Origin of the sequence: Tardiphaga robiniae, assembly GCF_013359755.1 — a bacterium.
Taxonomy (GTDB): Bacteria; Pseudomonadota; Alphaproteobacteria; order Rhizobiales; family Xanthobacteraceae; genus Tardiphaga; species Tardiphaga robiniae.
On record NZ_JABMCJ010000071.1, the window covers coordinates 145,124 to 158,266 of the forward strand.

The following is a 13,143-nucleotide window of genomic DNA, read 5'->3' on the forward strand; positions in this document are numbered from 1 at the left end:
TAACTGACGATAGTTGCGGACACGCTTCGCGGTCAGGAATCTTTCTTTAAGAATTCAGCGATACGGTCTTCTCAAGCGGTTCATGTATTGCGTACCGCTAGCAGGTTGAGATCCGCCGGAGCGACCCGGCGGATCGTCCTGGCTTCTCGTGAGACAGCTGCGTCGGCCTACGAAAGGCCGAGCTCCAACGCGTCGCCTCACCCCTGCTTCTTCACATCCTTGATGTCCGAGAACACGATGCCTTCGGCGCGTTCCTTGGTGTAGTTCAGATAGAAGTCGTTCTTCGCCAGGAATACCGGATCGCCGTCAACGTCATCCGCGACACCGGAATTGTTGTTGGACATGAAGGTTTCGAGCTTCTTCTTGTCCTCGGACGAGATCCAGCGCGCCAGCGAGAATTCCGAGACTTCGAAACTCACCGGCAACTGATATTCCGCATCCAGCCGCGCCTTCAGCACGTCGAGCTGCAGCGGGCCGACGACGCCGACGAGGGCCGGCGCGCCGTCGCGCGGGCGGAACACCTGCACCACGCCCTCTTCCGACATCTGCTGCAAAGCCTCTTTCAGCTTCTTCGCCTTCATCGCATCGCCGAGACGCACACGACGCACGATTTCCGGCGCGAAGCTGGGCACGCCGATGAAAGTGATGTCCTCACCGTCGGTCAGCGTGTCGCCGATCCGCAACGTGCCGTGATTGGGAATGCCGACCACGTCGCCGGCATAGGCCTCGTCCGCGATGGCGCGGTCCTGCGCGAAGAAGAACTGCGGCGACGACAGCGACATGTTCTTGCCGGTGCGCACCAGCTTGGCCTTCATGCCCCTTGTCAGTTTACCCGAGCACAGGCGAGCAAAGGCGATGCGGTCGCGGTGGTTGGGATCCATGTTCGCCTGGATCTTGAACACGAAGGCCGACATCCGGGGCTCGTCGGCCTCGACCTTGCGCAGGTTCGACTCCTGCGCGCGCGGCGAGGGCGCGAAACGGCCGAGGCCTTCCAAGAGATCGCCGACGCCGAAATTGCGCAACGCGCTGCCGAAATAGACCGGCGTCATATGGCCTTCGCGGAACGACTGCAGGTCGAACGGCTTGGAGGCTTCCTTCACCAGTTCGAGTTCGTCGGCGACCTCGCTGGCGTCGAGATTCGGATTGCGACCGGCCAGATCGGAAATCTCGATCTTCTCGGCCGCGCCGGTCTTGGCGCCGCCGCCCTCTAACAGGCGGATGCCGCCGGTCTCGATGTCATAGGTGCCCATGAAATCGCGGCCGCGGCCGACCGGCCAGTTGATCGGCGTGGTGTCGAGCGCCAGCGTCTTCTCGATCTCGTCCAGGAGATCGAACACATCGCGGCTCTCGCGGTCCATCTTGTTGACGAAGGTGATGATCGGGATGTCGCGCAGACGACAAACCTCGATCAGCTTCAGCGTCCGCGCCTCGATGCCCTTCGCGGCGTCGATCACCATGACAGCCGAGTCGACCGCGGTGAGCGTGCGATAGGTGTCTTCCGAGAAGTCTTCATGGCCCGGCGTGTCGAGCAGGTTGAAGACGTGGCCCTGGAATTCGAAGGTCATCACCGAGGTGACGACGGAGATGCCGCGGTCGCGCTCGATCTTCATCCAGTCAGAACGCGTGTTGCGACGCTCGCCCTTGGCCTTGACCTGCCCGGCCAGATTGATGGCGCCGCCGAACAGCAGCAGCTTTTCGGTCAGCGTGGTCTTGCCGGCGTCAGGATGCGAGATGATCGCGAAAGTGCGGCGGCGGGCGACCTCAGTGGCAAGCGGGGAACGCGCGGCTGAGTCGGCGGAAAGGGCGATATCGGACATAGACGTGCCTGTGGCAGGGAAAACGGGCGCAATCAAGGGATTTTGGGCGGGAAACTGGCCGAAGTGGCGACCATCGGCCGCGTTGCGATCCGGCTGTGTGGGTCCCATATAACCCCTGCGAGGACGACCTCCAAATCATCATCATCCGGCAAAGGGAGACCTTTGCTTGCAGGGACGGCCCTGTACTTTCATCAGGAGGCCGTTCCATGGCTTGGTTGTTGCTGTTCATCGCGGGTTTGCTTGAAGTCGGCTGGGCCGTCGGGCTCAAATATACCGAAGGCTTCACCCGCCTCGTCCCCTCCGTCCTGACCCTGATCAGCATGACCGCGTCCGTCGGCATGCTCGCCCTCGCCCTCAAGGAACTGCCGATGGGAACCGCCTATGCGGTGTGGACCGGCATCGGCGCGGTCGGCACCGCAGCGCTGGGCATGTACCTGTTCGGCGACCCGGCCACCGTCGCGCGGATCACCTGTATCGGGTTGATCGTGGCGGGCATTGCCGGGCTGAAGCTGGTGTCGTGACCTGCGTCAGATAAAGCTGAGATGCAGCAGCTTCACGATCCAGTAAGTCGCGGCGGCGACGATCGCCGCGGCCGGGATCGTGATCACCCAGGCATAGACGATCGAACTCGCCACGTTCCAGCGCACCGCTGATACGCGACGGGCTGCGCCAACGCCGACGATCGCACCGGTGATGGTGTGCGTGGTCGAGACGGGAACGCCGAGGAACGTCGCCGCGAACAGCGTCGCTGCACCACCGGTCTCCGCGCAGAAGCCCTGCATCGGCGTGAGCTTGGTGATGCGCAGGCCCATGGTGCGGACGATGCGCCAGCCGCCCATCAGCGTGCCGAGCGCCATCGCCGCCTGACACGACAGCACGACCCAGAACGGCACCGAGAATTCGGTGCCGAGATGGCCCTGCGAATACAGCAGCACCGCGATGATGCCCATGGTCTTTTGCGCGTCGTTGCCGCCATGGCCGAGCGAATAGAGCGAGGCCGAGACGAATTGCAGAATGCGGAAGGCGCGGTCCACGGCGAAGGGCGTCGAACGCACCGACGCCCATGATACGATGGCCACCAACACCAGCGCCAGCAGGAAGCCCACCAGCGGTGACAGCACGATCGCCAGCAGCGCCTTGGACAGTCCGGTCCACAAGGCCGCAGAGAGACCTGCCTTGGCGACGCCCGCCCCGAGCAAGCCACCGATCAGCGCATGCGACGAGCTCGAGGGAATGCCGAGGCCCCAGGTGATCACGTTCCAGACGATGGCACCCATGAGTGCTGCGAAGATCACCGCGGGATCGATGACGCTGGGCTCGATGATCCCGGTGCCGATGGTGTTGGCGACATGCAGACCGAACACCAGGAAGGCGATGAAGTTGAAGAATGCCGCCCACAGCACCGCATATTGCGGCCGCAGCACGCGCGTCGAGACGATCGTCGCGATCGAATTGGCAGCGTCATGCAAGCCGTTGAGAAAGTCGAACAGCAATGCGATGGCGATGAGGCCGATCAGCACCGGAAAGGCGAGCGTGGCGTCCACCTGATGGCCCTGCCTTATACTTGTTCGATGACGATGCTGTTGATCTCGTTCGCGACGTCGTCGAAGCGGTCGGCCACCTTTTCAAGGTGCTTGTAGATCTCGGCGCCGACCACGAAATCCATGGTGTTAGCGTCGCGATGCTTGAGAAACAGCTCCTTGAGCCCGATGTCGTGCAGATCGTCGACGCGGCCTTCGAGCTTGCCGACCTCCTCAGTGATCGCGGTGAGCAGGCCGACATTGTCGCCGATGGCGCTCATCAGCGGCACGGCGCGACCGACAAGGTTGGCACACTCCACCAGCAGCGTGCCGATCTCGCGCATTGGCGGCTCGAACTGGCGTACCTCGAACAGCATCACCGCTTTCGCCGTCTGCTGCATCTGGTCGATGGAATCATCCATCGCCGTGATGAGGTTCTTGATGTCGACGCGATCGAACGGCGTGATGAAAGTGCGGCGAACGGCGGTCAGCACCTCGCGGGTGATGGCGTCGGCGTCGTTCTCGAACTGGTTGACGCGCTGACAGTAGACCGGCGTCTCGTCGCCGCCTTCCAGCATCCCCGCAAGCGCCTTGGAGCCCTCGACCACGGTCACTGAATGGCGGGCGAACAGGTCGAAAAACCTTTCCTCCCGGGGCAGAAAGGACCGGAACCAACGCAGCATCATCTCATCCAACTGTCAGGAAAACGCAGCGACCGGACCGCCAGATGGCGGACATGGTCCCGCGGGGCCACCGCCGGGCGGCCCTGTGTCACACGGATGTCATAAAGCATTTCCGGTCAAGGCGGGCAATCGCACACCTTTTAGACCCGGTCATCCACCGCTTTATGACAGCCTGCTTTTCCTGAGGCAGTGCCTGGATTTAGAGCGACCGCTTGAAGTAATGCGCGATTTCGCCAATGACGCCGCGGCGGAAGGTCAGCACGCAGACCACAAAGATCACGCCCTGGATCACCGTCACCCACTGGCCGAAGCCAGCGAGATATTGCTGCATGGCGATGATCACGAAGGCGCCCACCACCGGCCCGAACAGCGTGCCGAGGCCGCCGACCAGCGTGATCAGCACGATTTCACCGGACATGCTCCAATGCACGTCGGTGAGCGAGGCGTTCTGTGCCACGAACACCTTCAGCGCGCCGGCGAAGCCCGCAAGCGTGCCGGACAGGATATAGGCCAGCAGCTTGTATTGATCGGTCTTGTAGCCCAGCGAGACCGCACGCGGCTCGTTCTCACGGATCGCCTTGAGCACCTCGCCGAAGGGCGAGTTGATGGCGCGGTAGATGATCAGGAAGCCCAGCGTGAAGCCAGCCAGGACCACGTAATACAGGGTGATCGGCTTCGAGAGATTGAACAGGCCGAACAGCGTGCCCTGCGGAATGCCCTGGATACCGTCTTCACCATGAGTGAACGGCGTCTGCAGATAAACGAAGTACAGGAGCTGCGACAGCGCCAGCGTGATCATGGCGAAGTAGATGCCCTGACGACGAATGGCGATCAGGCCGGTGACGACGCTGAGCGCAGCGGCGGCGGCGACACCAACGACAATGCCCAACTCGGGCGTCAGGCCCCACACTTTCAGCGCATGCGCCGTGCAGTAGCCGGCGGTGCCCAGGAACATCGCGTGGCCGAAGGACAGCAGACCGCCATAGCCGATCAAAAGGTTGAAGGCACAGGCGAGTAGCGCGAAGCAGAGCGCCTGCATCACGAAGAACGGATAGACGCCAGTGAGCGGCACGACCAGCAATAGTGCGGTCATGATCGCAAAGGCGACCATCTCGTCTTTGACGGTGCGGCGGGGTGACGGAATGGCGTTTTCAGTGATCGTTGTCATATCAGGCAGCCCGTCCCGTCAGTCCGGAAGGTTTCACAAGGAGCACCAGCACCATCAGCACGAAGACGACAGTGTTGGAGGCCTCGGGGTAAAAATACTTGGTCAGACCCTCGATGATGCCGAGGGCGAAACCGGTGATGATGGAGCCCATGATCGAGCCCATGCCGCCGATCACGACGACCGCGAACACGACAATGATCAGGTCCGCACCCATCAGCGGGCGAACCTGGTTGATCGGCGCCGACAGCACGCCGGCAAGTGCCGCCAGACCGACGCCGAGCCCGTAGGTCAGCGTGATCATCAGCGGCACGTTGATGCCAAAGGCGCGGACCAGCGTGGGGTTTTCCGTCGCGGCGCGCAGATAGGCGCCGAGCCGCGTGCGCTCGATCAGGAACCAGGTCGCGATACAGACCACCAGCGAGAAGATAACGACCCAGCCGCGATAGATCGGCAGGAACATGAAGCCGAGATTCATACCGCCCTTCAGCGCATCCGGGATCGCGTAAGGCAGACCCGACGAGCCGAAATAATTCTGGAACACGCCCTGGATGATCAGCGCCAGACCGAAGGTCAGCAGCAGGCCATAGAGATGGTCGAGATTGGCGATCCATTTCAGCATGGTGCGTTCCATCACCATGCCGAACAGGCCGACCGCCAGCGGCGCCAGGATCAGCGCCGGCCAGTAGCCGATGCCGGCCAGATTGAGCAGGAAATATGCCGCAAACGCGCCCATCATATAGACGGCGCCATGGGCGAAATTGATGATGTTCAGCATGCCGAAGATCACGGCGAGGCCGAGACTTAACAGCGCATAGAACGAGCCGTTGATGAGTCCGACCAGCAATTGCGCAGACAGGGCCTGTAGATTGATCGACATGTTGTTCTCAACTCTTATCGCAGGAAAGTCTTGGCCCGGCAGCGTGACGCCGCCGGGCCAACGATCTTATTTCTTCAGCAGCGCACAAGTGCTCTTCTCGATCGGTGTAAAGGCCTGATCGGCTGGCACTGTACCGGCAAGCTTGTAGAAATCCCACGGCGCCTTCGATTCCGACGGCTTCTTCACCTCGAACAGATAGCCTGGATGAATCTTGCGGCCATTGGCTTCGATCTTGCCCTGCCCGAACAGCGGATCGTCGGTCGGCAATTCCTTCATCTTGGCAACGATCTTCGCGCCATCATGCGGATTGCTGCCGAGCGCTTCCAGCGCCTTGAAGTAGTGGATCAAGCCGGCATACACACCCGCCTGCACCATCGACGGCGGAGCGCCGTTCTTCATGCGCGCTGCGAACTTCTTGGAGAAGTCGCGGGTCTTGTCGTTCAGGTCCCAGTAGAAAGTCTCGGTGAAGCTGAGGCCCTGTGCGGTTTCAAGACCGATCGCCTTGACGTCGGTGATGAACAGCAGCAACGCCGCGAGCTTCTGACCACCCTTGGCGATGCCGAATTCAGCCGCCTGCTTGATCGAGTTGGTGGTGTCGCCGCCGGCATTGGCCAGACCGATGACCTTGGCCTTCGACGACTGCGCCTGCAGCAGGAAGGAGGAGAAGTCCGCGGTGTTGAGCGGATGCTTGACGCCGCCGACCACCTTGCCGCCCGAGGATTTGACGACTTCCGAGGTATCGCGCTCCAGTGCGGCACCGAAGGCGTAGTCGGCGGTGAGGAAGAACCAGCTGTCACCGCCGGCCTTGACCATCGCCTGCCCGGTCGAATGGGCGAGCATGTAGGTGTCGTAGGTCCAGTGCACGGTGTTCGGCGAACACTGCGCATTGGTGAGATCCGACGTCGCGGCGCCCGAATTGATGTAGACGCCGTTCTTCTCCTTGACGATGTTGTTCACCGCCAATGCCACGCCGGAATTCGGTACGTCGACGATGGTGTCGACCTTGTCGACGTCGAACCACTGCCGCGCGATGTTGGAGCCAATATCCGGCTTGTTCTGGTGATCGCCGGAAATGATGTCGATCTTCCAGCCCTTGGCCATCAGACCGGAATCCTCGGCGGCCATTTGGGCAGCGAGCGTCGAGCCCGGGCCGCCGAGATCGGCGTAGAGACCGGACTGATCGCTGAGTGCGCCGATCTTGACAGTCTTGTCCTGGGCCATGACGACGCCCGCCATGGCCAGCGAAAGCGCCGTGCCGAGAAGTGCGGTCGAAATCTTGTTTTTCATGACTTCCTCTCAATGATTTGGACGACGGGCTTCTAAATTAGGTCTTCTTCAAAAGCGGACAAGCACTCTTGTCGAGCGGCGTGAAGGCCTGATCGGCAGGGATCGTCGCCACCAGCTTGTAGTAATCCCAGGGTCCCTTCGACTCCTCAGGCTTCTTGACCTCGAACAGATAGGCCGGGTGCAGCTTGCGGCCGTTCGGCTGGATCGTGCCCTTGCCGAAGATGATGTCATCGGTCGGGGTCGCCTTCATCTTGTCGACGATCTTCAATCCGTCATGGGAGTTGCCGCCCATCGCGTCGAGGGTCTTGAAGTAGTGGATCAGCGATGAGTAGACGCCAGCCTGCACCGTGGTCGGCATGGCCTTGTTCTTCATGCGCTCCTGGAAGCGCTTGGAGAACGACCGCGTGCCGTCATTGAGGTCCCAGTAGAAGGTCTCGGTGAAGCTCAGTCCCTGCGCAACCGGCAGACCGAGGGCATGGACGTCCGAAATGAACATCAGCAGGCCGGCGAGTTTTTGGCCCCCCTTGATGATGCCGAATTCGGAGGCCTGCTTGATCGAGTTGATTGTGTCGCCGCCGGCATTCGCCAGGCCGATCACCTTCGCCTTCGATGTCTGCGCCTGCAGCAGGAACGACGAGAAGTCGGCGGTGTTCAGCGGCGGCCGCACGCTGCCCAGCACCTTGCCGCCCATGGCGGTCACGGCGTTGGTGGTGTCGCGCTCAAGCGCCGAGCCGAAAGCATAGTCCGCGGTCAGGAAGAACCAGGTATCGCCGCCGCTCTTGACCATCGCCGAGCCGGTGCCGTTGGCAAGCTGATAGGTGTCATAGGCCCAGTGAATGGTGTTGGGCGAGCACTGTGCATTGGAGAGATCGGATGTGCCGGAGCCGGAGTTCAGATAGACGCCGTTCTTTTCCTTGACGACGTTGTTGACGGCGAGACCGACAGAGGACGTCGGCACGTCAACGATCACGTCGACCTTGTCGCGGTCGAACCACTGGCGCACAATGTTGACGCCGATATCCGGCTTGTTCTGGTGGTCGCCGACCACGACCTCGATCTTCCACCCTTTGGCGGCAAGGCCCGAATCCTCGACGGCCATCTGCGCGGCCAGCGTCGAACCGACACCGGTTACGTCGGCATAGAGGCCCGACTGATCGTTCAGCACGCCGATCTTAGCGGTCTTGTCCTGGGCGAACGCAAGCGAGCTTGCGCTCATCATCAGCGCAAAACCCAGCAGCGACGTCGAAACGACTTTTTTCATTCTGTGCTCCCTACCCGTATTGATGGTTGTGTCTATCGTCGGACCGTTGGCTCGGTCCGTTATTCGATATTAGACGCCGAGATACGTATGCAGCTTGTCCATATTCGCCGAGAGCTCGGAATTGGCGAAGCCATCGATGATCTTGCCGTGCTCGACGATGTAGTAGCGATCCGCTACCGTGGCAGCGAAACGGAAGTTCTGTTCGACCAGCAGGATGGTGAAGCCTTCCGACTTCAGCCGCGCAATGGTGTGGCCGATCTGCTGGATGATGACAGGTGCGAGACCTTCGGTCGGCTCGTCCAGCATCAGGAAGCGCGCGCCGGTGCGCAGGATGCGGCCGATCGCCAGCATCTGCTGCTCGCCGCCGGAGAGTTTTGTCCCTTGGCTGTTGAGACGCTCTTTCAGATTTGGAAACAGCTCGAAGATCTGATCCAGAGACAACCCGCCCGGCCGGATCGTCGGCGGCAGCATCAGATTCTCTTTCACGTCGAGGCTGGAGAAGATGCCGCGTTCTTCCGGACAGAATGCGATGCCCTGCTTCGCGATCTTGTCCGACGAGGTCTTGATGATCTCGTTGCCTTCGAACTTTATCGAGCCGGTGCGCTTGCCGATGATGCCCATGATGGACTTCAGCGTCGTGGTCTTGCCGGCGCCGTTGCGGCCGAGCAGCGTGACGACTTCGCCCGGCTTCACGTTGAAATTGATGCCGTGAAGAATGTGCGACTCGCCATACCAGGCTTCGAGATTCTCGATGCTGAGAATTGGATTGCCAGTTGCTGCAGTCGTTGCCGGTGCGGCCATTGTGATCTCAGCCATGCCCGGCTCCCAGATAAGCTTCCTTGACGCGCTCGTCCTTGGTCAGATCGGCGTAGCTGCCTTCCGCAAGAACCTTTCCGCGAGTCAGAACGGTAATGATGTCCGACAGATTAGACACGACGCTGAGGTTATGTTCGACCATCAGGATGGTATACTTCGCCGAGATGCGCTTGATCAGCGCTGCGATCTTGTCGATGTCCTCATGGCCCATGCCGGCCATCGGCTCGTCGAGCAGCATCATCTCGGGATCGAGCGCCAGCGTGGTGGCGATCTCCAATGCCCGTTTGCGGCCATAGGGCATCTCCACCGCGGGCGTATTGGCAAATTCGCTGAGGCCGACGTCGTCGAGCAGTTCGGCCGCGCGTTGATTGTACTGATCCAGCACGCTCTTGGAGCGCCAGAAGTCGAACGACGATCCATGCTGGCGCTGCAGTGCAACACGGACATTTTCCAGCGCCGTCAGATGCGGAAACACCGCGGAAATCTGGAACGAACGTACGAGGCCAAGGCGCGCCACGTCGGCGGGCGCCGTAGCGGTGATATCCTTGCCCTTGTAGAAAATCTGGCCGGCGGACGGCTGCATGAACTTGGTCAGCAGATTGAAACACGTCGTCTTGCCGGCCCCGTTAGGGCCGATCAATGCGTGAATGGTGCCGCGGCGAACTTTGAGACTGACATCGCGGACTGCGAAAAAGCCCGCAAATTCCTTGGTCAATCCGTTGGTTTCGAGAATGAACTCATCGGTCAAGCAAATTTCCCCCATCGACCTTCCCGGCGTGTGTCTCCGCCAGTGGCCAACTTTTTGCGCAGCCACATTTCAGGGAAAACTGAAAGTCATCCCCGCGCGGCCACATCGAGTGGCGCGAATATGCCGTCAACGCGACGGCGAACGCAAGGTGCAATGCGGCAGAATTGGGTGGACTGCCTGTCGCACTGACTTCGCCCTTAGTCGTAGGCAGTTAGCCCCTGCGCATGCGGAAAGCAGAGTCCGCCTGCGACCGGTCTACCGCGCAGAACGCGTCACCTGTTTGCGCCGCAAGGAGCTTTGAAAATCGCTCGTTAATTGTATTGCGAGGCGACTTCCCGCGTTCATTGATTATTTGCTTGCTGTACTCATACTACCCCCGATCGATATCAGGGGGATCATTGCCGTGGACTTCCAGAGCGCCGACGCGTCCGTGGTGAAGTCCATTCGGCAGCGCGATCTGCTGAACTGCTGGCTACGACTCTATGCGCCGCAACAGGCTCTGCCCGATATCGCCAACTATCGCCCGGATCGGATGGACGACGAACGTCCCGATCTCGTCGACTACATTGTTGATCACTGCACGGCACCGCCGCGGCTCATCATCGACAGTAACGGCACCCGCATGGCGAGCGCCTATGGTACCACCGGCAAGGGCCGCTATCTCGACGACTATCTCGGTCCGATCCTCGGTCCTGTCGTGCTGCCGGCCTATCATGAATGTATCGCACGCGAACTGCCGACTTATACCGTCTCGATGATCGACGATGTCAACGGTCGTGTTGTCGCCTATGAGCGCATGCTGATGCCGTTCTCATCAGGCGATGGCGTCACCCATATCATCGCGTCGCTCAAGACGATCAGCGAGGACGGCGGCTTCGAGATCCGCAACCTGATGCGCGGCCATCACAGCGTGCCGGTGCCGAAACTCCGCGCGGTGATCGATCGCAGCCTGTCCTATCGTGCGCCGCACCGGCTCGCAGCCGGCGACGTCGTCGAGATCGACTGATCGCTATTTTACGTCTTTTGCGTAAATCTCCGGCTTGAAGCCAACCACAAGCTTGCCGCCAAGATCGAGTACAGGCCGCTTGATCATCGAGGGCTGCTCGAGCATCAGCGCGATCGCACGGCTCTCGTTCAGGCCTGCCTTGGCGGCATCATCGAGCTTGCGGAACGTGGTGCCGGCGCGATTGAGCAGCGTCTCCCAGCCGACCTCCTTGGCCCAGCGCTGCAGCCGCGCCTTGTCGATCCCCTCGGCCTTGTAGTCGTGGAAGCTGTAGGCGACATCGTGGCTATCGAGCCAGGCGCGGGCCTTCTTCATCGTGTCGCAATTCTTGATGCCGTAGATGGTGATGGCCATGAGATGTCGCCGTGCCTGCCAGGAGTGATCGTCGTTCTGACCTGACTAGCAGATCAGGCAGCAGCGGCTGACAGCAAATCCGCGATCATCCACAGAGGCGGCCGATGACGCTGGGGCCGGCATCATCGGTTTGTCCTCAGATCTCGGGCCGTACGCCTGCGGTTCGCGAAGATCAACCACAGCGCCGACACCAGGAAATAGAAGGCGCCGAAACCGGCATAGGGCGCGATATCCACGATCGTCGGCACTGTGGCGCCGCCCGCCTGCTTGACAAAGAACAGGCCGGCCGCGGTCGACTGCGCGCCGCTCAGGATCATCGCCCACTGCGCGCCGAATGCGCGCCAGCGTCGAACGCCGGTGACGAGTTGCGCGAGGCCCGCCAATGCCGCCCAGACGCCGAACACGGCCAGTACCGCATTCATCCCCGTCCGCAAGGCAACGGCCACGGCCAGTGCGGCAATGAGGCTCACCCCCACATTCAGCGCCTGCGAAGGATTGGCCAGCAAGCCGCCGCTACCCTGGGCATCGAACCAGTTCGCAAGTGCATCCCAGGCGGGATAACTAACCAGCAGGATGGCGGCGGCCCCGGGCGACGAGACGCCAACGGTGAAGGCGGCTGCCACCCAGGCCGCCGCGACGATGCCGCGGACGAGGTAATAACGTGCGAGGTCTCCGCTCGCTACGGCCGGCAGGCTGGCGGTTCCCTGTGGGACGGTCATGCTGGTCTCCATCGAAGCTTGGACCGGGCGCTCTCCACCGGGCTGGCGGAAGAACTTCGGTCAAATTACATATTACGATAACTAATATCGCGATATGTTTATTGACTCGAGCAGGCCGCCTTGTCCATATTTATTTATCGCGATATACGTTATTGTGATATCGACGTGAGGAGAGTTGCCGTGGTGCCCGCCGACATTCCGCTGGATCACCAGCTCTGTTTTTCGCTCTACAGCGCCAGCATGGCCATTGGCCGCGCCTACAAGCCGCTGCTCGACGCGCTTGAGATCACTTACCCGCAATATCTCGTGCTGAGCACATTGTGGGAGGGCGGCGCGCAGAGCGTCGGCGGCATCGCCGATCGGCTGGCGCTGGAATCGAGCACGGTCACGCCGCTGGTGAAGCGGCTCGAGCAGGCCGGCTTCGTCGCGCGCAGGCGAAATCCGGAAGATGAGCGGCAGGTCGTCGTCAGCCTCACGGCCAAAGGCACGGCGCTGCGCGAGAAGGCACGCTGCCTCGGCGAGACGTTGTTCGCCGCGGCCGGCATGACGCCGGAACGGCTGATCGCCCTGAACAGCGAGGTCCATGCCTTTCGCGATGCCGTGACCAACTACACCGGCAAGACAGGTGCGACCGTGGCGGAGAGTGCCGACTGACGCAGATGACACGCGACAGGGCGCCAGCGAATCTGTCGTAAGATACCGGACCCATTCAGCGCCGGAGCGACCATGGAGTTCACCGCACTTTTCCTGGCGATCGCCATCACCATGCTCGTCGCATGGTATGGCAGCCGCAGCCTCGCATTCTCTCTGTTCGCCGTTGTGCTGATCGCCTGCGTGGCGACCTTCCTGCACCACGCCACCGACGCGCTGAAACTGTCGTTCTGAGGCCA

General features: G+C 61.2%; 15 protein-coding genes. 4 read left to right on the forward strand and 11 right to left on the reverse strand.

Annotation, left to right across the window (positions count from 1 at the left end):
• Window positions 1-197: 197 nt before the first annotated feature.
• The gene (locus HP556_RS05375; RefSeq protein ID WP_175366180.1) at window positions 198-1,817 is read right to left on the reverse strand and encodes a peptide chain release factor 3; all 1,620 of its coding nucleotides are present in this window, start codon (window positions 1,815-1,817) and stop codon (window positions 198-200) included.
• Window positions 1,818-2,023: 206 nt separating this feature from the next.
• Between HP556_RS05375 and sugE the strand changes: the two genes are divergently transcribed.
• Complete coding sequence (gene sugE, locus HP556_RS05380) at window positions 2,024-2,338, forward strand: quaternary ammonium compound efflux SMR transporter SugE (RefSeq protein ID WP_068731015.1); 315 nt, start codon at window positions 2,024-2,026, stop codon at window positions 2,336-2,338.
• Between the two features lie 6 nt (window positions 2,339-2,344).
• Here the strand turns inward: sugE and HP556_RS05385 are convergent, their stop codons facing one another.
• From HP556_RS05385 to HP556_RS05420, 8 genes are all read right to left on the reverse strand, one after another.
• A complete protein-coding gene (locus HP556_RS05385; protein ID WP_175366181.1) occupies window positions 2,345-3,361 on the reverse strand; it encodes an inorganic phosphate transporter in 1,017 nt (338 codons plus the stop codon).
• A gap of 14 nt (window positions 3,362-3,375) precedes the next feature.
• Window positions 3,376-4,020: a DUF47 domain-containing protein gene (locus HP556_RS05390; RefSeq protein WP_089264630.1), complete on the reverse strand. Its 645-nt coding sequence runs from the start codon at window positions 4,018-4,020 to the stop codon at window positions 3,376-3,378.
• Between the two features lie 199 nt (window positions 4,021-4,219).
• On the reverse strand, window positions 4,220-5,188 hold the full coding sequence (locus HP556_RS05395; protein WP_175366182.1) for a branched-chain amino acid ABC transporter permease: 969 nt from the start codon (window positions 5,186-5,188) through the stop codon (window positions 4,220-4,222).
• A 1-nt stretch (window position 5,189) separates the two neighbouring features.
• The gene (locus tag HP556_RS05400; protein ID WP_089263899.1) at window positions 5,190-6,065 is read right to left on the reverse strand and encodes a branched-chain amino acid ABC transporter permease; all 876 of its coding nucleotides are present in this window, start codon (window positions 6,063-6,065) and stop codon (window positions 5,190-5,192) included.
• Between the two features lie 66 nt (window positions 6,066-6,131).
• Window positions 6,132-7,352, reverse strand: a complete 1,221-nt coding sequence (locus tag HP556_RS05405) for an ABC transporter substrate-binding protein (RefSeq protein ID WP_089263898.1) — start codon at window positions 7,350-7,352, stop codon at window positions 6,132-6,134.
• A 37-nt stretch (window positions 7,353-7,389) separates the two neighbouring features.
• Window positions 7,390-8,613, reverse strand: a complete 1,224-nt coding sequence (locus HP556_RS05410) for an ABC transporter substrate-binding protein (RefSeq protein WP_175366183.1) — start codon at window positions 8,611-8,613, stop codon at window positions 7,390-7,392.
• 69 nt (window positions 8,614-8,682) lie between these two features.
• Window positions 8,683-9,429: an ABC transporter ATP-binding protein gene (locus tag HP556_RS05415; RefSeq protein ID WP_089263896.1), complete on the reverse strand. Its 747-nt coding sequence runs from the start codon at window positions 9,427-9,429 to the stop codon at window positions 8,683-8,685.
• A complete protein-coding gene (locus HP556_RS05420) occupies window positions 9,422-10,177 on the reverse strand; it encodes an ABC transporter ATP-binding protein (RefSeq protein ID WP_089263895.1) in 756 nt (251 codons plus the stop codon). The genes HP556_RS05415 and HP556_RS05420 overlap by 8 nt, the downstream gene beginning before the upstream one ends.
• Window positions 10,178-10,580: 403 nt before the next feature.
• On the opposite strand from HP556_RS05420, the gene HP556_RS05425 reads away from it, so the two are divergent.
• Window positions 10,581-11,183: a PAS domain-containing protein gene (locus HP556_RS05425; RefSeq protein ID WP_175366184.1), complete on the forward strand. Its 603-nt coding sequence runs from the start codon at window positions 10,581-10,583 to the stop codon at window positions 11,181-11,183.
• Between the two features lie 3 nt (window positions 11,184-11,186).
• On the opposite strand, the gene HP556_RS05430 is transcribed toward HP556_RS05425, so the two are convergent.
• The gene (locus HP556_RS05430; protein WP_175366185.1) at window positions 11,187-11,534 is read right to left on the reverse strand and encodes an ArsC family reductase; all 348 of its coding nucleotides are present in this window, start codon (window positions 11,532-11,534) and stop codon (window positions 11,187-11,189) included.
• Window positions 11,535-11,656: 122 nt separating this feature from the next.
• Entirely contained in the window at window positions 11,657-12,253 is a 597-nt protein-coding gene (locus HP556_RS05435) for a DUF308 domain-containing protein (protein ID WP_175366186.1), read from the reverse strand.
• A 165-nt stretch (window positions 12,254-12,418) separates the two neighbouring features.
• Here HP556_RS05435 and HP556_RS05440 point away from each other — a divergent pair, with 165 nt between their 5' ends.
• On the forward strand, window positions 12,419-12,907 hold the full coding sequence (locus HP556_RS05440) for a MarR family winged helix-turn-helix transcriptional regulator (RefSeq protein ID WP_420878644.1): 489 nt from the start codon (window positions 12,419-12,421) through the stop codon (window positions 12,905-12,907).
• 72 nt (window positions 12,908-12,979) lie between these two features.
• Window positions 12,980-13,138, forward strand: coding sequence for a DUF5993 family protein (locus tag HP556_RS05445; protein WP_175366187.1), 159 nt, complete (start codon window positions 12,980-12,982; stop codon window positions 13,136-13,138).
• Window positions 13,139-13,143: the final 5 nt, after the last annotated feature.